Origin of the sequence: Dehalobacter sp. DCM, assembly GCF_024972775.1 — a bacterium.
GTDB lineage: Bacteria > Bacillota > Desulfitobacteriia > Desulfitobacteriales > Syntrophobotulaceae > Dehalobacter.
Map to the genome: position 1 here is coordinate 4,401,821 of NZ_CP092282.1, position 19,838 is coordinate 4,421,658.

24 protein-coding genes are annotated in these 19,838 nt (G+C 46.4%); 1 reads left to right on the plus strand and 23 read right to left on the minus strand.

The features are described 5' to 3' along the window. Nucleotides 1-18 precede the first annotated feature (18 nt). Nucleotides 19-1,269, minus strand: a complete 1,251-nt coding sequence (gene murA / locus LPY66_RS20430; RefSeq protein WP_337986076.1) for a UDP-N-acetylglucosamine 1-carboxyvinyltransferase — start codon at nucleotides 1,267-1,269, stop codon at nucleotides 19-21. Nucleotides 1,270-1,443: 174 nt separating this feature from the next. Then, on the minus strand, nucleotides 1,444-2,100 hold the full coding sequence (locus LPY66_RS20435) for a hypothetical protein (RefSeq protein ID WP_337986077.1): 657 nt from the start codon (nucleotides 2,098-2,100) through the stop codon (nucleotides 1,444-1,446). Nucleotides 2,101-2,372: 272 nt separating this feature from the next. On the opposite strand from LPY66_RS20435, the gene LPY66_RS20440 reads away from it, so the two are divergent. Continuing rightward, complete coding sequence (locus LPY66_RS20440; protein ID WP_337986078.1) at nucleotides 2,373-2,672, plus strand: metal-sensing transcriptional repressor; 300 nt, start codon at nucleotides 2,373-2,375, stop codon at nucleotides 2,670-2,672. Between the two features lie 147 nt (nucleotides 2,673-2,819). Here LPY66_RS20440 and LPY66_RS20445 read toward each other — a convergent pair whose 3' ends face one another. The 21 genes from LPY66_RS20445 to prfA form a co-directional block, all read right to left on the minus strand. After that, nucleotides 2,820-3,224, minus strand: coding sequence for a F0F1 ATP synthase subunit epsilon (locus LPY66_RS20445; protein ID WP_337986079.1), 405 nt, complete (start codon nucleotides 3,222-3,224; stop codon nucleotides 2,820-2,822). A 1-nt stretch (nucleotide 3,225) separates the two neighbouring features. After that, nucleotides 3,226-4,629 (minus strand): F0F1 ATP synthase subunit beta, encoded by a 1,404-nt coding sequence (gene atpD / locus LPY66_RS20450; RefSeq protein WP_337986080.1) that lies wholly within the window; start codon nucleotides 4,627-4,629, stop codon nucleotides 3,226-3,228. A 37-nt stretch (nucleotides 4,630-4,666) separates the two neighbouring features. After that, complete coding sequence (gene atpG / locus LPY66_RS20455; protein ID WP_337986081.1) at nucleotides 4,667-5,515, minus strand: ATP synthase F1 subunit gamma; 849 nt, start codon at nucleotides 5,513-5,515, stop codon at nucleotides 4,667-4,669. A gap of 18 nt (nucleotides 5,516-5,533) precedes the next feature. After that, nucleotides 5,534-7,036, minus strand: a complete 1,503-nt coding sequence (gene atpA, locus LPY66_RS20460) for a F0F1 ATP synthase subunit alpha (RefSeq protein ID WP_337986082.1) — start codon at nucleotides 7,034-7,036, stop codon at nucleotides 5,534-5,536. A 4-nt stretch (nucleotides 7,037-7,040) separates the two neighbouring features. Further along, the gene (locus LPY66_RS20465; protein WP_337986083.1) at nucleotides 7,041-7,613 is read right to left on the minus strand and encodes a F0F1 ATP synthase subunit delta; all 573 of its coding nucleotides are present in this window, start codon (nucleotides 7,611-7,613) and stop codon (nucleotides 7,041-7,043) included. Then, nucleotides 7,607-8,101 (minus strand): F0F1 ATP synthase subunit B, encoded by a 495-nt coding sequence (gene atpF / locus LPY66_RS20470; protein WP_337988151.1) that lies wholly within the window; start codon nucleotides 8,099-8,101, stop codon nucleotides 7,607-7,609. The genes LPY66_RS20465 and atpF overlap by 7 nt, the downstream gene beginning before the upstream one ends. A 120-nt stretch (nucleotides 8,102-8,221) precedes the next feature. Further along, the gene (gene atpE / locus LPY66_RS20475) at nucleotides 8,222-8,452 is read right to left on the minus strand and encodes a F0F1 ATP synthase subunit C (RefSeq protein ID WP_337986084.1); all 231 of its coding nucleotides are present in this window, start codon (nucleotides 8,450-8,452) and stop codon (nucleotides 8,222-8,224) included. A gap of 93 nt (nucleotides 8,453-8,545) precedes the next feature. Then, complete coding sequence (gene atpB, locus LPY66_RS20480) at nucleotides 8,546-9,286, minus strand: F0F1 ATP synthase subunit A (RefSeq protein WP_337986085.1); 741 nt, start codon at nucleotides 9,284-9,286, stop codon at nucleotides 8,546-8,548. A gap of 7 nt (nucleotides 9,287-9,293) precedes the next feature. After that, complete coding sequence (locus LPY66_RS20485) at nucleotides 9,294-9,653, minus strand: ATP synthase subunit I (protein ID WP_337986086.1); 360 nt, start codon at nucleotides 9,651-9,653, stop codon at nucleotides 9,294-9,296. Continuing rightward, nucleotides 9,646-9,876, minus strand: coding sequence for an AtpZ/AtpI family protein (locus LPY66_RS20490; RefSeq protein ID WP_337986087.1), 231 nt, complete (start codon nucleotides 9,874-9,876; stop codon nucleotides 9,646-9,648). Before LPY66_RS20490 ends, LPY66_RS20485 begins: the two co-directional genes overlap by 8 nt. 161 nt (nucleotides 9,877-10,037) lie before the next feature. Beyond that, nucleotides 10,038-11,153, minus strand: coding sequence for a non-hydrolyzing UDP-N-acetylglucosamine 2-epimerase (wecB, locus tag LPY66_RS20495; protein WP_337988152.1), 1,116 nt, complete (start codon nucleotides 11,151-11,153; stop codon nucleotides 10,038-10,040). Nucleotides 11,154-11,695: 542 nt separating this feature from the next. Further along, nucleotides 11,696-12,151, minus strand: coding sequence for a deoxycytidylate deaminase (locus LPY66_RS20500; protein ID WP_337986088.1), 456 nt, complete (start codon nucleotides 12,149-12,151; stop codon nucleotides 11,696-11,698). A gap of 89 nt (nucleotides 12,152-12,240) precedes the next feature. After that, nucleotides 12,241-12,873 carry a uracil phosphoribosyltransferase gene (gene upp / locus LPY66_RS20505; protein WP_337988153.1) on the minus strand — a complete coding sequence of 211 codons (633 nt, stop codon included), beginning with the start codon at nucleotides 12,871-12,873 and terminating at the stop codon, nucleotides 12,241-12,243. A gap of 95 nt (nucleotides 12,874-12,968) precedes the next feature. Then, nucleotides 12,969-14,240, minus strand: coding sequence for a serine hydroxymethyltransferase (gene glyA / locus LPY66_RS20510; protein ID WP_337986089.1), 1,272 nt, complete (start codon nucleotides 14,238-14,240; stop codon nucleotides 12,969-12,971). Between the two features lie 71 nt (nucleotides 14,241-14,311). Continuing rightward, a complete protein-coding gene (locus LPY66_RS20515; RefSeq protein WP_337986090.1) occupies nucleotides 14,312-14,875 on the minus strand; it encodes a TIGR01440 family protein in 564 nt (187 codons plus the stop codon). A gap of 150 nt (nucleotides 14,876-15,025) precedes the next feature. After that, nucleotides 15,026-15,469 carry a ribose 5-phosphate isomerase B gene (rpiB, locus tag LPY66_RS20520; RefSeq protein ID WP_337986091.1) on the minus strand — a complete coding sequence of 148 codons (444 nt, stop codon included), beginning with the start codon at nucleotides 15,467-15,469 and terminating at the stop codon, nucleotides 15,026-15,028. Nucleotides 15,470-15,492: 23 nt separating this feature from the next. Further along, a complete protein-coding gene (locus LPY66_RS20525; RefSeq protein ID WP_337986092.1) occupies nucleotides 15,493-15,924 on the minus strand; it encodes a low molecular weight protein arginine phosphatase in 432 nt (143 codons plus the stop codon). Nucleotides 15,925-15,966: 42 nt separating this feature from the next. Further along, a complete protein-coding gene (locus tag LPY66_RS20530; protein ID WP_337986093.1) occupies nucleotides 15,967-16,515 on the minus strand; it encodes a manganese efflux pump MntP in 549 nt (182 codons plus the stop codon). A gap of 12 nt (nucleotides 16,516-16,527) precedes the next feature. Beyond that, nucleotides 16,528-17,646, minus strand: coding sequence for an L-threonylcarbamoyladenylate synthase (locus LPY66_RS20535; RefSeq protein WP_337986094.1), 1,119 nt, complete (start codon nucleotides 17,644-17,646; stop codon nucleotides 16,528-16,530). A gap of 62 nt (nucleotides 17,647-17,708) precedes the next feature. Continuing rightward, nucleotides 17,709-18,587 carry a peptide chain release factor N(5)-glutamine methyltransferase gene (gene prmC, locus LPY66_RS20540; protein ID WP_337988154.1) on the minus strand — a complete coding sequence of 293 codons (879 nt, stop codon included), beginning with the start codon at nucleotides 18,585-18,587 and terminating at the stop codon, nucleotides 17,709-17,711. Between the two features lie 71 nt (nucleotides 18,588-18,658). After that, entirely contained in the window at nucleotides 18,659-19,726 is a 1,068-nt protein-coding gene (gene prfA, locus LPY66_RS20545) for a peptide chain release factor 1 (protein ID WP_337986095.1), read from the minus strand. Nucleotides 19,727-19,838: the final 112 nt, after the last annotated feature.

Below are 19,838 nucleotides of genomic sequence, written 5' to 3' on the forward strand. Positions count from 1 at the left end.
CAACGATGTATTCCGTATTTAATCTTCTCTGAAAATGTCAGCCCCGATTCCTCGCAGTTTTGCGTCGAGATTCTCGTAACCTCTTTCAATATGATGGATTTCTCTTACTTCAGATGTTCCATTAGCCGTAAGCGCCGCCAGGACAAGCCCTGCGCCTGCCCGTAAATCACTGGCATTAACCGTCGCGGGGTGTAGCTCTTCTACGCCATGAACGATGGCGCTTCTTCCTTCTATCCGGATATCGGCTCCCATCCTTTTGAGTTCATCAACATGCATGAAACGATTCTCAAATACGGTTTCCGTTACCATGGATGTTCCCTGTGCCCGAGTCAGCATCGCCAGCATAGGTGCCTGTAGATCCGTGGAAAAACCAGGATGAACTTGTGTTTTGATATCAACCGCGTGGTAATTGCCTTTGCCAATAACGCGTATACCATCGCCATCCTCACGGTAGACCACACCGGCTTCATCCAGTTTGGCCAGCAGTGATGCCAAATGAACTGGGATAACATTACGAATCAGGACTTCCCCCCCGCAGGCAGCTGCCATCAAGATATAGGTGCCGGCTTCAATTCGGTCGGGTATGATCGTATGAGAAGTACCATGAAACTCTTTGACCCCTTCGATATAGATGATATTTGTTCCAGCCCCACGTATTTTACCGCCCATTTCGTTAATGAAATTAGCCAAGTCAACGATTTCCGGCTCCTGAGCTGCATTCTCGAGGACAGTAGTCCCTTCAGCAGCTGCTGCCGCCATCATGATGTTTTCTGTGGCACCGACACTCGGAAAATCGAGATAGATCCTGGCTCCGTATAGTCTGGACGCGGTAATATCTAAAAAACCGTGATCCATTCGGACTTGGGCCCCTAATTGTTCCAATCCCTTAATATGCCAGTTTATTGGTCTGGAACCAATCGCGCAGCCACCAGGATGTGAGATGCGGACTCGGCCGACACGGGCAAGCAACGGCCCCATAATACAAATTGAAGCTCTCATTTTATTGATCAAATCATAGGGAGCCTCAATATTTTCCACATCCTTGATTTCAAGATACAATTTCTTATTTTTCCTTTTTACTTTGCCTCCAAGAGATTCTATGACCTGACCCATGACCTGAACATCCAGCAGGTCTGGTGCATCTTCCAGGACAACTTTATCTAAAGTCAGCAGGCTAGCTGCAATTATCGGCAAAACAGCGTTTTTGGCTCCACTGATATCTATTTTCCCTTCTAATTCTTTCCCGCCTGTTATGACAAATTTACTCAAATGTGTGTCACTCCTGACATTATACTTACTTTACAGTCGATATCTCTGCTGTATTCTATTGTAGGTATCGATGGTTAGCATAGTTGGTATATAGTTCTTTTCTCCTGCGCCTTTTTCCTTCTTTCAGGCGGAAACTTGCAGCATTTCCTCGTCACTGACAAAATACTCCTTTTTTTAAATCTCTTCAAAAAGTGCTGGCAGAGCAATGATTGTTTTGGCTTGATCGCAGGCACTCTTCGTGATCCCCTGGATTGCTATACGCGACTCACCTACTTGGAGGTTATAGGGGATTCGTTCAGAGTAGCCGGCATATGAAGACAGCACAGGCATCACGTTCATATCAATCATTTTAATATCGTAGTGGGCATAAAACTCCTGTATATTGATAACTTCCTCGATCCGTTCTTCGAGATAGACTTTGGTTTTGCTGTTATTAAGCATATCGCATAACGTGTTGTATCGCTTGTAATATTCTTTTTCTGCTTCCCTGGTTACAGTACGCTGCGTACTGTACTTGAGTGCCGTATTCCCTGAATAATCGCACAGTATCTCTTTGTGCCATGTCAGCCCGCTGGATTTTAGTATTTTTTCAATCGCTATCTGCCGGTCTAATTCCTCGGACCAGACAATGTATTTTAGCTGGGCCTCCTGGCAAAATGTCTGCCCAGAATCCAATAGCAGCGGTATTAAGCTTTCCTCTTGCTGATCATGCTGAATCGCTATACCACCCGCAGTTAAAAGAAAAGTCGGCTGCAAAAGCATCAATACAATCATAATCATCATAGCAGGTATAACGCGATAGTGACGAATGGAATGGCTTCTTATATCCATAACAGTATACTCCAGATGTTGAAAAAAATAAATATTAGAAATCCGTTTATTGATAGTTTGACCAATCTGGCATTTGACAAAACATCGTTTCGCAAAAGTAATTATTTTCCGTTTTACTAAATGAAGGCTGCTGTTCTTCTGAACTATGCCCATTACTTTTTTTATGATAAGATAGATAGTGTTATCAAATGCGATCCCGATGTGCACTCTTGAAATTATTTGAGTTTAAATGACTATTAGAGGTTTGATGACTGTTAAAGGAGGCAGAAAGAGTGGAAACGAGCAAGGTACTGGAACACACGCATGCTCACTCCCATCCGAATAAAAAAAATGTCATTAATAGATTGTCCCGTATGATCGGGCACCTGGAAGGCATTAAACGCATGGTTGATGATGAGGTCGACTGCAGTGAAATACTAATCCAGCTGTCTGCTGTCAGATCAGCGATCAACAGCACAGGAAAAGTGATATTAAGTGACCATATCAATCATTGCCTGATTCATGCGTATGAAGAAGACGATACCCAGGTGATCGAAAAACTGAATGATGCCATTGATAAATTCTTAAAGTAATTATAATGACAATGATACGACTCGAAAAATACATGCTTAACTATAACCCACGAACTTAAAATGTCATTATAAAAGAGGGCTTACGATTTAGATCGTTTTGCCCTCTTTGTGCTTACCTTTGGATTCAATTTGTCTATTATCGAATTCTTACAACTTATCCGTTGCTCTAAGCCGTGCGAGAGATCTTTTCAAAGCAACTTCTGCTCGGATCATGTCCGTCTCGCTCTGTTTTTCTCTGAGGCGTTTTTCGGCACGTTCTTTGGCAGCTTCTGCCCTGTCAACATCAATAGACTCCGCACGTTCAGCGGTATCAGCCAGAATCGTTACCTTATTTTGGGCAACTTCCATGAAACCGCCGCTGATTGCTATTTTTTCCACTTTGCCGTCTTGGGTATAGCGGACAACGCCGATCACCAGATTCGCAATGAGCGGAGCGTGATTGGCTAAGATACCCAGTTCCCCCTCTGCTCCAGGCGCCAGGACGAATTCTGCTTCCGTATTAAGAACTTCGCCGGCAGGTGCAACGACAACAAGGTTAAATGTTCCAGCCATATTATACAGCTCCCATTTGTTTCGCTTTTTCGACCGCCTCTTCTATGGTTCCGACATAACGGAATGCTTCTTCAGGCAACGTATCGTACTTACCTTCGCAAATTTCCTTAAAGCTCCGGATCGTTTCCTTAATCGGGACATACTTTCCTTTCATGCCGGTAAAGGCTTCGGCCACACTGAACGGTTGGGAAAGGAAAATCTGGATGCGGCGGGCCCGGTTTACAATAATCTTGTCATCTTCACCCAACTCATCCATGCCTAGAATGGCGATAATATCCAATAGTTCCTTATAGCGTGCAAGAATCTTCTGGACTTCACGGGCAACAGTATAATGCTCTTCCCCAACAATTTCAGGTGTAAGGATCTGAGAGCTGGAATCCAGCGGATCCACAGCCGGATAGATCCCCATTTCCGAAATAGACCGATTAAGAACCGTCTTTGCGTCTAAGTGGGCAAACGCGGTAGCCGGTGCGGGGTCCGTCAAGTCGTCCGCCGGCACATAAATCGCCTGAACGGAGGTAATAGAACCTTTCTTGGTGGATGTGATCCGTTCCTGCAGATTACCCATTTCCGTAGCCAAGGTTGGTTGATAACCTACCGCCGACGGCATCCGTCCGAGAAGTGCGGATACTTCCGATCCGGCCTGGGTAAAACGGAAAATGTTATCGATGAAGAGGAGCACGTCCTGTCCCTGTTCATCACGGAAAAATTCTGCCTGGGTAAGACCGGTCAGTCCTACTCTTAAACGGGCTCCGGGGGGTTCGTTCATCTGACCGAACACCATCGTCATCTTGTTAATAACACCGGAATCCTTCATCTCATTATAGAGATCGTTTCCTTCACGTGTGCGCTCGCCAACGCCGGCAAATACGGAAATACCGCCGTGCTGAGTAGCGATGTTGTTGATGAGTTCCTGGATTAAAACGGTCTTGCCGACACCGGCTCCGCCGAATAATCCAATTTTACCGCCTTTGGCATAAGGTGCCAGCAAGTCAATAACCTTAATCCCTGTTTCCAGCATGGTATCGGTGGTTTCCTGCTCGACAAACGGCGGGGCCTGACGATGGATCGGGAATTTCAGTTCGGTTTGAACTTGCGGCTGATTGTCGATTGGATCCCCCAGAACATTGAACATTCTGCCCAATGTCTCCGTACCCACGCTGACGGAGATCGGTGCTCCGGTATTAATGGCTTCGACCCCTCTGGTCAGTCCGTCTGTGGATGACATCGCGATACAACGCACGGTATCGTTGCCAAGATGTTGGGCAACTTCCAGCGTCAGCGTCATGTTCTTTTCTTCGTTCTTAATCACAATCGCACTATAGATTTCCGGCAGCGCATCGGGATCAAATTCGATGTCAACAACCGGACCCATGATTTGAATTACTTTACCTGTTTTCGACACTAGCTTTAAACCTCCTTTGATAAGGTACGAAAAGCAACTACTCCAGAGCCGCAGCTCCCCCTACGATTTCTGTGATTTCCTTAGTAATCGCTGCCTGACGCGCTCTGTTCATGGCTAACGTGAGTTTGCTGATCATTTCTTTCGCATTCTCCGTCGCAGAATCCATCGCGGTCATTTTTGCCCCCATTTCACTTGCCTTGCTTTCCAGGAGAGCAGTGAAGATCTGACTTTCGATATAGCTGGGGAGTAGCCGTTCCAACATTTGCTGGGGTTCAGGCTCGAAGAGATAACTGCCGTTTGCCTTTTCAGCGGATGGCTCGATGGGCAGTAATTTCGTAACGGTAGGTTCCTGAGTCAGAACCGATATGAATTTGGAATAAATGAGATAAACCTCATCCAATTCACCGTTGGTATATAATCCGATCACGTCCTTGGCTATATCTTTGGCTTGACTATAATTCGGACTATCACCCAAACCAATGAACTGAGAAATTATTTCCGCATGACGTCTTGTGAAAAAATCATAGCCCTTCCTGCCTACTGCTACCAAACCGACTGGAACGTCCGTCTGTTCTTCAAGCAATCCTTTGGTCGTACGATTTAAGTTAGCATTAAAGCCACCGCAAAGACCACGGTCCGAAGTTACCAGAATGTATCCGATTTTCTTCACCGGACGTTTTTCCAGAAGCGGATGTTTTGCGTCCGCTTGGTTCTGAACGAGACGGGACAGAACGCTTTGCAGCTGTTTCGCATAGGGGCGGGAAGCGATGACTTTTTCCTGAGACTTCCGTAATTTAGCCGCAGCTACCATTTTCATCGCTTTGGTGATCTGCTGCATATTGGCTACGCTGCGGATTCGTCTGCGAATATCGCGTACTCCTGCCACTTCATTCACCTACTCTTTCTAGACTAAAAAGCCTTGTTTGAACTCATTAATGGCGTCACCGATTTCTTTCGTGAGTTCATTGGAAAGAGCTTTCTCCGTACGAATTTTTTCGGGAATCGGCGTCGTACGCATGAAGCGGAGAAGTTCTTGTTCGAATTCAGCCATTTTTTCCAGGGGAACATCATCAATATAGCCTTTAGTAGCCGCGAAGATAATGATAACTTGATCTTCAACCGCCATCGGCTGATATTGTCCCTGCTTTAAGATTTCCATTGTTTTCTGGCCTCGGTTTAAGCGAGCCTGAGTTGCTTTGTCCAGATCGGATCCGAACTGGGCAAACGCCGCTAATTCCCGATAAGAGGCAAGGTCAAGCCGGAGCTGGCCTGCAACTTGTTTCATAGCTTTGATCTGAGCAGATCCGCCAACACGCGATACCGAAATACCGACGTTGATGGCAGGACGGAAACCGGAATAGAATAAGTCGGCTTCCAGGAAGATCTGGCCGTCCGTGATGGAAATAACATTCGTCGGAATATATGCCGAAACGTCACCGGCTTGGGTCTCAATAATGGGCAGCGCGGTCAGTGATCCGCTTCCTTTTTCCGGTGAAAGCTTGGCTGCACGCTCGAGTAAACGGGAATGCAAATAGAAAACGTCGCCGGGGTAAGCTTCACGGCCGGGGGGGCGTTTCAGCAACAGTGACAATTCACGATAGGCTACTGCCTGTTTGGACAGGTCGTCGTAGACAACCAGAACGTGCTTGCCGTTATCGCGGAAATACTCACCCATAGCGCAGCCGGAGTACGGTGCGATATAGAGCATCGGAGCCGGGTCGGAAGCCGTAGCCATAACGACAATGGAATAATCCATTGCACCATGCTCTTCCAGCTTCTTAACGACACTGGCTACGGTCGATTGTTTTTGGCCGATAGCAACATAAATACAAATACAATTTTGCCCTTTTTGGTTAATGATGGTGTCAACGGCCAAGGCAGTTTTTCCTGTCTGGCGGTCACCAATGATCAGCTCACGTTGTCCGCGACCGATGGGAACCATGGAATCGATGGATTTCAAACCGGTTTGCAGCGGTTCATGAACGGATTTTCTGTCTACAACACCAGGTGCGTTGGATTCGATCGGACGATAACCGGCCGCTTCGATATTCCCTTTGCCGTCGACAGGTTGTCCAAGAACATTGACTACACGTCCAATCAAGCTTTCACCCACCGGAACTTCGACGATCCTGCCGGTACGTTTCACTTCGTCGCCTTCCTTAATATTCGCGTAAGGCCCGAGGATAACGCAACCGATATTATCTTCCTCCAGGTTCATGGCCATCCCATATATCCCGCCGGGGAACTCGAGAAGCTCTCCGGACATCGCTTTCTCCAAGCCATAGACACGTGCAATACCATCACCGACCTGGATAACAGTACCGACATCAACGACTTCAAGAGTGGTTTCATAACGTGCAATCTGTTGTTTGATGATAGAACTAATTTCTTCGGGACGTAAATTCATTCTTTTAGTTCACCCCTACTTCCTGCTGAGGTTTTGACGATGTTTTTTTCAATTCTTCTCTTATTTTAGACAATGCGGTCGTAATAGAGCCATCCATAACACGATCCCCTACTTGAAGTTTGGCTCCACCGATCAATGTCGGATTTACTTCGGAAAGTAAACGAACATTCTTGCCAGTTGTTTTGGCAATGGTTTCTTTGAGTTTTTCTTCTTGTGCCGGTGACAGTGCGGTGGCACTGATGACTTTAGCTTCAATAATGTTGCGTGCTTCATTGGCAAGACGAGTAAATTCACGCTGAACTATACTAAGGAGATTTTGCCTCCTGCGATCGATCAACAGATAGACAAAATGTCTGGTCATATCTGAAACAGTATTTCCAAATATACTTGCCAGAACCTGCTTTTTTGTTTCTGCTTCAATATCCGGATGGTTCAGCAATATCTTCAGGTCATTATTCTGATTAACGGTTTCAGCCAACTCAAGCAATTCTTTTTCGATCTGATCCAGGACAGACATCTCAAGGGCTAATTCGAAGAGTGCCTGTGCATATCGGTGTGCCAGAGCGCCGTTTAACATGGCCGATCCCCTACCTCTTGAATAAATTGTTCAATGAGTGCTTCCTGACCCGTGATGTCCAAGTTCCGTTGAATGATTTTCTCAGCAACAGCAACGGACATATCAATAACCTGCGCTTTGACGTCGGCAATTGCCTTTTGACGCTCGCGTTCAATATCAGCAAGGGCAGCCTGTCTGAGCTTCTCATTTTCAAGTCGCGCTTGAGCAAGTATTTCAGCAGCACGTTCCTCACTGCTCTTTGTGGCCTTTTCAATGATCAACTGAGCCTCCTGGCGGGCTTTACGCATATCTTCCTGGTATTCCAGCCGGATCCTCTCAGCTTCTTTTCTTTCGTTCTCAGCATGTGCCAGGTTGTCCTCGATTGTCTGACGGCGTTTCTCCATCATAGCCATCAGGGGCTTCCAGGCAAATTTAGCGAGAATCCAGACTAAGATTAAAAATGATACAACCTGGACAAGTAATGTTAAATCAAAATGCAGCGGATTAATATTACCGCCTTCCGTAGCAGCAGATGCAACAGTTAATACCATACCGGTTCCAAAGGGATTCAATCGGTCCTCCCCTCCTCTCTTATGCTATGCATAAAGTTAAAGACAAAAAGTTACGTCCTATTTTGTGAAGAACATCAAAATAGCGATAACCCATGTCAAGAGAGGAAGAGCTTCAATCAAGCCAACACCGATAAACATCATTAACTGTAATTTCCCTTGAAGTTCCGGTTGACGTGAAGTTCCATTGATCGCACTGGAGATAACATTACCATTACCAATTGATGCACCAAGTGCAGCTAAACCGGCTGCGATACCGGTACCTATCATTGCAGCAGCAGAAATATCCATAACAAAGATCCTCCTTAAATTATAAATAAATTTTAATGATTAACCTTAATCCGTTTTCAGTGAGCTGCCTGTTCACTGAACAACTAGCCATCATCAATGGTCAACATTGACTGCCTGGGCTATATAAGCGATTGTTAAAACTGTAATAACAAAAGACTGAACAGCCCCAATAAACATGCTGAAACCAAGCCAAATCGGCATCGGCACGATTCCTCCAAGTACCATAAATCCAGGCAGCATCAGAATAACTGATATTAGGACTTCTCCGGCAAATATGTTTCCGAATAGACGGAAAGCCAGCGTCAGCGGTTTGGATAAGAAATCGACAACATGAATTGGTAACATAAAGGGAAATGGCTCCACAAAGTGATGGAAATAATGGGCACCTTTATACTTGATCCCAAAGTATACAACAAGGATGATAGTTAACAATGCCAATCCCATAGTTGTATTAATATCGGCAGTCGGAGACATCAAGGTTGCCCCGCCCAGAATGTGATTTAATTGTGCAAACTCAACATTTTTGAATATCGGAGCGGCGATATTCGGAATAAGACCAAGCATATTGGAAAAGAAAACAAATAGAATAAGTGTCAATAGATATGGAAGAATCACGACACCTTTTTTATAATCCATGTTATCCGAAATCAGCGACTTTACAAAGTCTACAATAAATTCCAGTACGTTTTGGATCTTCCCCGGCTTACCACTTGTTAGATTACGAATTCCGAAAAACACAAATATCAAGAGGAGTGCTATCGCCATCCAGGTCATTACAAGTGTTTTACCATGCAATGTAAAATTTCCGACATGCCAAAGAACTGTTTCATGCATTCATTGCTCACCCCCTCCCATGTATGCGTTGTTGTATCAAAGCTATAGACAGCGGTATAAGTATACCGGCTGCAATCCCCCCGGCAAAGTATGGCAGCCATTCCGGCTTAAACCTGAAGATTATTGCCACTACCATGGTGATCATACCCAGCCTGGAAAATAGACTAAGATAATAGGTTCTCAGAGCGCCATTGATGTCTTTGTCAATCACTTTACGTGAGTCTCTGAATAACCATTGGATATTGATCAGCCCCGTTAAGAAACCAATCAGGATTCCCAAAATCTGATATTTATCCGTAAAGTAGACTACGAGCAGGGTCGCAGACGATACATAGCCGGCAAGGATAGTAAATACTCTTTTACTCATCTTTTGATTTCTCTAGCTTCATAATGGACCACACCAAATAAATAACCCCCAAAATCACACCGGCAAGCATTAGCAAAATTGTGAAGACCGGAAAGATCCCGAGCTTCAAGTCCAGAAATCTACCAAGAAAATACCCGCCGATAGCCAGCCCGGCTAAAGTAACGGTAAATGATGAACCAACGGATATCAATTTGACCCATTTACCTAGATTCTTGTCAGCCATTGATATGCCTCAATTCTAACAGGGATATTCAATGCATATATCATGCCAGTTGCTGAATCAGGAAAAGTGCTGTATTTCCCAGCTTTTGCTTCATCACTCAATTGTTGTATATTCTCATTTTAGTAAAAAAAAGCGACATTCTTATGCATTTTGACGTAATCTCATAACCGTTTATTTAAGTACTTTAAAATGATACCTGCTATTCTTTGGCTGGCTGTTCCATCTCCGTAAGGATTGGCTGCCTTCGACATTCTATCGTATTCTTCTTGATCTGACAATAAACGGCGCAGACTGTTCAGCACATGTTCATATTGTGTTCCTACTAGCATAACAGTCCCTGCGTCTACAGCTTCAGGACGCTCCGTCGTATCGCGTACGACCAGGACTGGCTTGCCCAGTGATGGTGCCTCTTCTTGGATACCTCCGGAGTCTGAGAGGATGAGATATGCTCTGGCCATCAGGTTAACAAACGGCTCGTAATCCAACGGTTCAATCAGATGTACGCGTTCATTCCCTCCCAAGATTTCATTGACAACTGCCCGTACCGTGGGGTTTTTATGCACCGGAAAAACAACATCGATATCCGGAAATTCCTGCAGAACAGTATCCAGCGCTTGATAAATCTGCCGCATGGGCTCTCCCCAGTTTTCACGACGGTGCGTCGTCATCAGAATCAATCGCTTTTCCTTGTTATCATCAAGTATTCTGGTCAGATCCTTATCCGCAAAGTGATAATCCGGTCTGACCGTCGCCAGTAAAGCGTCAATGACTGTGTTACCCGTGACGAATATTTGATCGGGGCTAATCCCTTCACGCAAAAGATTGTCCCGCGATACAGCTGTCGGTGCAAAATGGAGATCAGCTAATCCCGTCGTCAGCTTACGGTTGATTTCTTCCGGCCAGGGGGAATACTTTTGACCTGTTCTTAAGCCCGCTTCGATATGTCCGATTGGGATTTTATGATAAAAAGCGGCCAACGCCGAGGTAAACGTCGTTGTTGTATCCCCTTGAACGAGGATCAGATCCGGCTTCTCTTTGCCGAGTATGTCATCCATCCCTGCAAGAACACCCGTCGTTAAACTCGCCAACGTTTGGCCATGTTTCATCAAATCGAGATCATAGTCCGGTGTGATTTGAAAAAGCTGCACGACCTGGTCAAGCATTTCCCGGTGCTGGGCAGTTAAGACGACACAGGAATTGATGGCTTCTTCCTTTTCCAGGGCTTTGACGACGGGCGCCATCTTGATTGCCTCCGGCCGAGTCCCGAATACCGTCATGACCTTGAATTTTGTTTGTACTCCCACACTATTTCCCCCATAGACCATAGTTTACCCACAAAAATCGGTTTTGAAAAATCTTCAACCTGATATATTATACCCGTCTCCGAGAGTTTCCGCAAATATATACATATATATACATATTTATACATTGATATTTTAGCACGTCCGTAAAGGATTTTAGGCTGAAAGCTGAATGTATACCATTACACACAAGCGCAGCACTAACTAATACAACGTTCTCTAAATACCATGACAGAAAGATGTAATAATCTGGGCTGGTCTGCATGCCACATTCCGCTTTCGGCTCTTGCGCCATCCTTGGCGCAAAGAGCCGCGCTACGCAATCCGTGCTCCGCTTGTCGCCGGAACTGTGGCACGCAGACCTGATTTGAGGTGTAAAGAAAATTAAAGAATACTGTACTATATGTCAAAAAAACCGCCGCTAAGTGGCGGCGGCAGGGCCCTATCGCTATTTGAACGACAAACGAGATACTACGGCTTCGATATATCTTTCAAGGGAATCAGTTATGATTTTGGTTTTATTCACTTGCTTCAAATCGGATATTTTTCTTTTTCCCGTTCTCGTCCTGAAAAACGACACGTCGGATCATGGCGTTTTTTATCATTCTGCGACAAAGCAGGCACGGTTCAGCCGATGCTCTCTCCCCATCATGACCATAGCCGGATATGTAAATCGTGGCCCCCTGCATTTTCACCGGATCACCGGCGATAATAGCATTCTGCTCAGCATGGACAGCAACACAGAGTTCATACCGTTCTCCCTTGGGTACATTGAAACGCTCTCTTACGCACTCCCCTGTATCGATACAATTTGGTTCCCCTCTTGCCGCGCCGTTATACCCGGTACTGACAATGATGTTGTCTTTCACAATGACTGCCCCGTAATTGCGTCTTAAACAGGTTGACCGTTTGGCTACCAGCTGGGCAATGTCAAGAAAATACTCGTCCCATGCCGGTCTGCTCTCATTATTCATAACTGTTCTCCCCGCTCCCGCCTTAAGGCATAATCTATATAAGGTTTCAGATTTCTCTGGGAAAAAAATATGTCACTCCATCATGCAATCTAATCTTCTGTTCCGAACAACCGGTCGCCGGCATCGCCAAGTCCCGGAACAATATAAGCACACTCGTTTAAACACTCATCCAGAGCGGCAGCGTAGATATCCACATCCGGATGCGCGTCCTGTACGACCTTGATTCCTTCGGGAGCTGCGATAAGGCACATAAGACTAATCCGTTTAACGCCTCTCTGCTTAATAAAGGAAATAGCCGCTGAGGCAGATCCTCCGGTTGCCAACATCGGGTCAACCAAAATAACTTGTCTTTCGGCGGCGTCTGTAGGAAGTTTGTAATAATACTCCACCGGCTTGAAAGTTTTTTCATCCCGGTACAAACCGATATGGCCTACTTTAGCATCCGGGATCATCTTTAATATCCCTTCAAGCAATCCCAGTCCAGCTCGCAAAATTGGCACAAGGACAACCTCCTTGCCGGCAAGCTGTTTCCCTTTGGTCAGTGTCAGCGGCGTTTGAACCTCTGTATCAGCAAGGGGCAAATCTTGTGTAACTTCGTAGGTCATCAACATCGCCACTTCGTGTACTAATGCGCGAAAATCTTTCGTTGACGTATCCTTATTACGGATCGAGGTTAGTTTGTGCGCTATCAACGGATGGTTCGAAACAAATACTTTTCCCATGCCTATTCCCCTATCATCATATTTCTTATAAGCTATTCTTTCATCTTTTCCATCGAGCAGATCAACAAGCAATTCAACCACAGTCAAACTGTCATTTATACCTCAACGTTTCCACCTTCAGCTTTATATAGAGGGAAGTTGTTGCACAGCTCTTTAACGATTGTCTCTGCCTGCGTGATTTTCTGAGTATCGGCCTGCGCAGTGAGCGCCAGGTCGATCGCCTCGGCAATCAGTTCCATTTCTTTCTCCCGCATTCCCCGGGTCGTGGCCGCCGGTGTCCCGATACGGATACCGCTGGTCACATTCGGGCTTTGTGGATCGTAGGGGATGGCATTTTTATTCACGGTGATCCCAACATTATCCAGGATCTTTTCTGCTTCCTTGCCAGTCAGTCCCTTGCTGCGAACATCAATCAGCATGAGATGATTGTCTGTTCCGCCGGAAACCAGACGAAAGTCTCTCTGCTTAAATGCCGTAGCTAACGCTTGGGCATTATTGATGATCTGCTGCTGATAAACTGCAAATTCCGGTTGAAGTGCCTCACCAAAAGCAACGGCCTTGGCGGCGATAACATGCATCAATGGGCCGCCTTGAATACCAGGAAATACCGCTTTGTCGATTTTTGATCCAAACTCTGCTTTGCAGAGGATAAGTCCGCCCCTTGGGCCACGCAACGTTTTATGGGTGGTACTGGTCACGAAATGCGCATAGGGAATCGGGCTCGGGTGAAGCCCAACCGCAACGAGGCCGGCGATATGTGCCATATCGACCATCACAAAGGCGCCAACGTCATCGGCGATCTCTCGAATACGTTTAAAATCAATCTTTCGGGGATACGCACTGGCTCCGGCTACGATCATTTTAGGTCGATTCGTTTGCGCTGCTTTGTAAAGCTCATCGTAATCGATGCGCTCTGTTTCTTTATCTACGCCGTACGGTACAAAGTTAAAATAATTTCCGCTTAAATTAACTGGGCTGCCATGGGTAAGATGTCCGCCATGTGCCAGATTCATCCCCAGCACAGTATCCCCGGGTTTCAGCATAGCGAAATAGACCGCCGTATTCGCTTGAGCACCTGAATGGGGCTGCACATTGGCATATTCCGCATCAAAAAGCTTTTTGATCCGTTCGATGGCGAGCTCTTCAACAATGTCGACATACTCACAACCACCATAATAGCGTTTTCCCGGATAGCCTTCGGCATATTTATTGGTCAAAACCGACCCCTGAGCAGCGAGCACAGCCCGGCTGACAAAATTTTCAGAAGCAATCAGCTCAATTTTATATTCCTGTCTGTTCTGTTCCAATTCGATTGCTTCCGCAACCTGCGGATCTTGTGAGGCCAGATACTTTAGAATATAGTCCATGCTATCATCTCCCTCTTACCATTATTTCATAGTATATTGTCAAAAACTTGGTGCCAGCCAAGTTTACTATACTAACTGCAAGGATAAGCTGCTCTCGGTCCACCGACATATTTTGGCCGTGTTCTGGCCAAGGTGACATGTGCTGAACCAAGGCTTTTGATATCGATACGGACTGGGACAACCACTGCCCGCAAATGCATCCCAATAAATGTATCGCCTATGTCGATTCCTGCGTCTGCCTTAATCTGTTCAACTGCAATCGGTTCCGAAAAATTATCCCATGCCGCTACTGCCAATGCACCTCCAGCAGACAGCGAAGGCATTACGATCACCGATTCAAGCCCCAGTTTCTCTGCCGTCTTCTTTTCCACGATTAACACCCGGTTTAAATGTTCACAGCATTGAACGGCGATAGATACCTCCAGCCTGGACGCCCATAGGGTTAATGGTTTGATTAGGATGTCGGCGACTTCCCTGCTGCTGGCTTTACCGATTTTGCCTCCGAGCACCTCACTTGTGCTGCAGCCGATGACGATTAACTGTCCGGGATGCAGTCCGGCTGTCTCTGCAAAGGCTTGAAGAATATGATCCCATTCACCGCTGATATACTGGAGCATTTCCGTCTTATCCGACATGATCCTTACACGCCTTTCTTAAGTAAAACTTGGCTGGCGCCAAGTCTTAAACGAAGGCGACCGCCATAGCTGCACTTATGTAATTCAGAACGTGAATCAAACTTTCTGGGACAGAAAGTCACTTAGAGTTTTTCTGATATACTAAAATACTCACGCCTTTTTCTCAAATTCGTTGATCAAATCTATCCGCCGTGCATGTTTCCAACCGGCGAAAGATGTTGTCAGGAAGGCATCCACGATGTCTAAAGCAACCCCTTGTCCGATGACTCTGGCGCCAAGCGCGAGAATATTGGCATTGTTATGCTCCCGTGCCATTTTAGCCATATAACTGTCTGTACAGAGAGCCGCCCGAATACCTTTGACTTTATTGGCGGCAATCGATATCCCGATCCCTGTGCCGCAAACAAGGATACCGCAATCCGCTTTACCGTCCATAACCGTTTTCGCAGTACAGAATCCATATTCCGGATAGTCAACAGACGTCTCGGAATCTGTCCCACAGTCAACGATCTCATATCCTTTTTCTGTAAGATACCCCTTGATACACTCCTTCAGACTGTACCCGGCATGGTCTGCACCTAAAGCAATTTTCATCGTATGCCTCCGTTTTGATCTTATTATAGTGAGCGAGTTACACCGGCCTTAATGATTTCTTCGATATCCGCCGCGCATTGGCGATAGGTTGCCAACGAACCCTGCCAAGGATCGGTGATTTCTTTCCTTAAACCAGCCCAATCCCCGATTTGTTTTATTTTATCCTGAAATTCGGGGTAAGCTTCAGTTAATAAGTCTTGCTGCGCGTGTGTCATAGTGAGTATCAAGTCAGCATGCTCAACACTATCCCTTATTAACTGGGTTGCCCTATGTCTGGAAATATCAATTCCTTTTTCTTTTAAGGCCTCCGAGGCATGCCGGCTGACGGCATCGCCGGTATAGGCATGAATGCCTGCAGAAGCAAGCTCATGTTCAACCGGGAAATAAAGCCGGGCTAAACCCAAAGCCATCGGGCTGCGGCAGGTATTGCCGGTGCAAACGAATAAAATTTTCATGCTTTCATTATACCCTCTTTCCGGGAGTGGAGTAAATTGTTATTAGAAGAATATGCTGTAGGCCATGCGTATTCCTATCAAAAATAAAATTATGCCACCAAGCGCTTGGGCTTTGCCGCCTAACCAAGTCCCCATTTTTCTTCCCAGGATAATGCCCAGTCCAGTCATGGTTCCTGCCGTAAAACCCATGACGAGTGTCGCCGGAAGTATCGCGCTGACAAAGGTCCCCAGAGAGAAGCCGACACTGAGTGCATCCAGGCTTACGCTGAAAGCCAATGCGTAGATTCCGAAACCATTCAAATTGGGAATATTCGTTTTTTCTCCTCCCCGCAGAGCGCCTAAAACCATTTTACCCCCAAGCCAAAGGAGTATGACCGCTCCGATCCCAACGGCAATATTACCAAACAGAAGACCCAGTTTCTGTCCGACCCATAGGCCGGTCAGGGGCATAATCACATGAAAGACCGCAACGATTCCTACAAGTCGGGCTGCTGTTCTATTCTCGATCCCAATCATTCCCAATGCAAGCGAAAATGAAAAGGCATCCATTCCTAAAGCGATCGATACCGCAATGATCCATAAAATCTCCAAGAGATATCCTCCTTAATCCTGATCCGGTCGGGATAGTATTTTAGCAGGATCAGACATGTTTTTCTTACCTGCAGCTTTTCTAAGGCGGTTCATAAAAGCTAACCCGATCCCCTCTTCCGAGATTTCTTCAGCGAGGATCATATCAACCTTATGTTTATCGCAATAGCGAAGTCCCTCATACAGACGGCCTGCAGCCAAGGTAAGATCCTCCTCTGACCCCAGGATAAATAGCGTATCTGCCCTGCTAAGTATGTCCATCGGCATCAAAGCGGCTGTATTCTTTAAGCAAAGAAGCCCTATTTTTTTTCCGTCTTCTTTCTTGCATAGGAGATGCGATATCTTCTCAACTTTTTCCGGAATGCTGCCATGGATAAGGACCACATCCCCCTCCGGCGCATAATGCCGGTATTTCATACCCGGTGATTTCGGTTGATCATTGCCGGAATGGCAGTCCAGATCGACCCTACCCAAAACAGCCTCCAGCTGTTCACGGGTGATCCCTCCGGGACGCAAAATCACCGGTATTTCTCCCGTCAGATCCAGGACAGTTGATTCCAATCCGACCGTACATGGTCCGCCATCGATGAGCAGCGGAATCTTCCCGTTTAAATCCTGCCAAACATGCTCTGCAAGGGTGGGACTCGGTTTCCCAGATAGGTTGGCACTGGGCGCTGCCAGCGGACAGCCCGCCGCCTGGATCAGAGCTAAGGCAACCGGGTGGGACGGCATGCGGACCGCCACCGTATCCAGTCCGCCGCTGACGATGTCCGGGATGATGTCTTTTTTCGGTAATACAATCGTTAACGGGCCCGGCCAAAACTGGCGTGCACAGATTTCTGCTTTTTGGGGCCACACTCGGACAATACCCGTTACTTCAGCTAAAGAAGCAATATGCACGATCAACGGATTATCGGCAGGGCGCCCCTTAACTGCATATATTTTTTGGCAAGCGGCGCCGTTTAAGGCGTTCGCGCCCAAACCGTAGACAGTCTCAGTCGGGAAAGCAACAATTTCTCCTTTTTTCAGAAGCTCTCCTGCATCCTTAAGACACTCTGCCGTCTTTTCTGTAGGAGGCAGTGCGTCGCGGGTATTGATCCCTTCTAAATGGATAGATACTCTTTTCGTTTCCATAGCCGCTCCTCATCACGGATTCTCCAATGCATACGAACGAAACATCAAAGATATGATAATGGTTATTCCTTCCTGGCGATGACTATTCTATCCAGGCCGGCATAATCCTGAAATATTACAGTTCTATAACCTTCTGACGCAAATAAGGTTTTAACAGAAATCCCCTGATCGTAACCGATCTCTACGAGCAAAACACCCTGCGGGCTCAGATGAGCACCTGCATCCCGTGCGATACGCCGGTAAAAATCCAAGCCGTCATTCCCGGCAATCAGCGCTTGTACGGGCTCTCGCCTGACTTCAGGTGAACAGACCTGCCAATCGGCATCGGATACATATGGGGGGTTGGATACAATGATATCAAATGTTTCTCCTGATACTGCCTGAAAAAGGTCGCCTTGCCGAAATTCAACAACGGCATTAATCCGTTCTGCATTGTATCGAGCAACCGCTAATGCATCTCGTGAAATATCCGTCGCCGTAACAACAGCATTTGGCCAACAATGCGCGACTGAAACAGCAATAGCGCCGCTGCCGGTACACAGATCCAAAATCCTCACAGGTCTATACTTCGGACTCTCTTCTATAGTCTTTCCCAATTCCACGGTTTTCTCAACCAAGAGTTCCGTCTCCGGTCGCGGAATCAATACCCGATGATCCACATAAAAATCCAATCCCATAAACTCCCGGACCTTAAGCAAATAAGCCAGGGGTTCCCGCCGGCCGCGTCTTGTAACAAGATCGTAATACTTCTCTCTTTGCGATCCCGTTACCTGTATATCACGCGCGATATACAATCTGTCTCTGGTCACGTCTAAGATATGCGCGAGAATAAGATCAGCCTCTGCCCGGGCTTCCGGTACATCACACATCTGCAGATGCCGAGTACCTGTACATAATAATTCCCTTATATCGAGGGCTTCCATAATTTCCTTGGCTAACACACTTTTCAACTCTATTCCAACACGAGTACCATGTCAACCTGTTTATGTTGGCCAGGTACTAGCAAAATAGTTTAAACAGAAGCTTTCAGCTTTTCTGCCTGATCGGTGGTAATCAACGCATTGATGATTTCTTCAAGATCCCCGAGCAGGATACTATCCAATTTATGCAGGGTTAGTCCGATTCGATGGTCTGAAACCCGTCCCTGGGGGAAGTTGTAGGTACGGATGCGTTCGCTGCGGTCACCGGTACCGACCTGGCTCTTTCTTTCCTGCGCAATTTCCCCGGCGGCTTCCTCCTGCGCCTTTTCCAAAAGCCTGGCTCTAAGCACCCTCAACGCTTTGTCTTTATTCTTATGCTGGGATTTCTCGTCCTGGCAGGAAACAACAATGCCGGTCGGAAGATGTGTGATTCGTATTGCCGACTGAGTCGTGTTCACCGATTGTCCGCCAGGCCCGCTGGAACAAAAGATATCAATCCGGATATCATTGGGGCTGATAGTGACATCGACTTCTTCGGCTTCTGGCAGGACAGCCACCGTGACTGTCGATGTATGGATCCGTCCTCCTGATTCGGTCGTCGGAATACGTTGCACGCGATGGACGCCGCTCTCGTATTTTAACCGGCTGTATGCACCCTGTCCTTCGATCATGAAAATAATTTCTTTAAAACCGCCGATATCCGTATAACTTGCGCTCAGAAGTTCGGTTCGCCAGTTTTGGCTTTCGGCATATTTAGTATACATTTTATATAAGTCGCTTGCAAAAAGCGCCGCTTCATCGCCGCCTGCACCAGCCCGGATTTCCATAATGACGTTCTTCTCGTCATTAGGGTCTTTAGGCAGGAGCAGGATCTTTAATTGCTCCTCCATCATCAACTTCTTTTCCAGAAGTTCATCTTCCTCCGATTCCACCATGGCCCTCATCTCGCTATCCGTTTCATCTACCAATAGTGCCTTGAGGTCTTCGATCTGCCTATTATTCTCTTTATAGGCCTGATAGACGGTCACTGTCTCGGTTAACCCCGCTTGACTTCTGGCGTATTTCTGAAAATCTGCCTGGTTGGCAATGATCTCCGGTTTGGCCAGGAGTTCAGTGAGCTCATTGTATCTTTTTTCAATATCTTCAAGTCGGTTCAGCATTTCTGATCTCTCCCAAATATCGTAATCTTCACTATCGGGCGTAAACATAGTAATGGTGTATTTCGTAATGGTTTACTTTACAAGAATTTCTGACTGGCTTGTTATTATTCTA

What these genes read in the sequence shown, in the direction of transcription:
- rpiB (WP_337986091.1), bottom strand. Translation starts at nt 15,469, where the DNA reads ATGAAAATTGCTTTAGGTGCAGACCATGCCGGGTACAGTCTGAAGGAG.
- upp (WP_337988153.1), bottom strand. Translation starts at nt 12,873, where the DNA reads ATGGGAAAAGTATTTGTTTCGAACCATCCGTTGATAGCGCACAAACTA.
- glyA (WP_337986089.1), bottom strand. Translation starts at nt 14,240, where the DNA reads ATGGACTATATTCTAAAGTATCTGGCCTCACAAGATCCGCAGGTTGCG.
- LPY66_RS20465 (WP_337986083.1), bottom strand. Translation starts at nt 7,613, where the DNA reads ATGTTAAACGGCGCTCTGGCACACCGATATGCACAGGCACTCTTCGAA.
- LPY66_RS20445 (WP_337986079.1), bottom strand. Translation starts at nt 3,224, where the DNA reads ATGGCTGGAACATTTAACCTTGTTGTCGTTGCACCTGCCGGCGAAGTT.
- prfA (WP_337986095.1), bottom strand. Translation starts at nt 19,726, where the DNA reads ATGCTGAACCGACTTGAAGATATTGAAAAAAGATACAATGAGCTCACT.
- LPY66_RS20435 (WP_337986077.1), bottom strand. Translation starts at nt 2,100, where the DNA reads ATGGATATAAGAAGCCATTCCATTCGTCACTATCGCGTTATACCTGCT.
- LPY66_RS20525 (WP_337986092.1), bottom strand. Translation starts at nt 15,924, where the DNA reads ATGAAAATTTTATTCGTTTGCACCGGCAATACCTGCCGCAGCCCGATG.
- LPY66_RS20500 (WP_337986088.1), bottom strand. Translation starts at nt 12,151, where the DNA reads ATGAATAATGAGAGCAGACCGGCATGGGACGAGTATTTTCTTGACATT.
- wecB (WP_337988152.1), bottom strand. Translation starts at nt 11,153, where the DNA reads ATGACGGTATTCGGGACTCGGCCGGAGGCAATCAAGATGGCGCCCGTC.
- LPY66_RS20485 (WP_337986086.1), bottom strand. Translation starts at nt 9,653, where the DNA reads ATGAGTAAAAGAGTATTTACTATCCTTGCCGGCTATGTATCGTCTGCG.
- LPY66_RS20490 (WP_337986087.1), bottom strand. Translation starts at nt 9,876, where the DNA reads ATGGCTGACAAGAATCTAGGTAAATGGGTCAAATTGATATCCGTTGGT.
- atpB (WP_337986085.1), bottom strand. Translation starts at nt 9,286, where the DNA reads ATGCATGAAACAGTTCTTTGGCATGTCGGAAATTTTACATTGCATGGT.
- LPY66_RS20535 (WP_337986094.1), bottom strand. Translation starts at nt 17,646, where the DNA reads ATGGAAACGAAAAGAGTATCTATCCATTTAGAAGGGATCAATACCCGC.
- atpA (WP_337986082.1), bottom strand. Translation starts at nt 7,036, where the DNA reads ATGAATTTACGTCCCGAAGAAATTAGTTCTATCATCAAACAACAGATT.
- LPY66_RS20515 (WP_337986090.1), bottom strand. Translation starts at nt 14,875, where the DNA reads ATGTCGGATAAGACGGAAATGCTCCAGTATATCAGCGGTGAATGGGAT.
- atpE (WP_337986084.1), bottom strand. Translation starts at nt 8,452, where the DNA reads ATGGATATTTCTGCTGCTGCAATGATAGGTACCGGTATCGCAGCCGGT.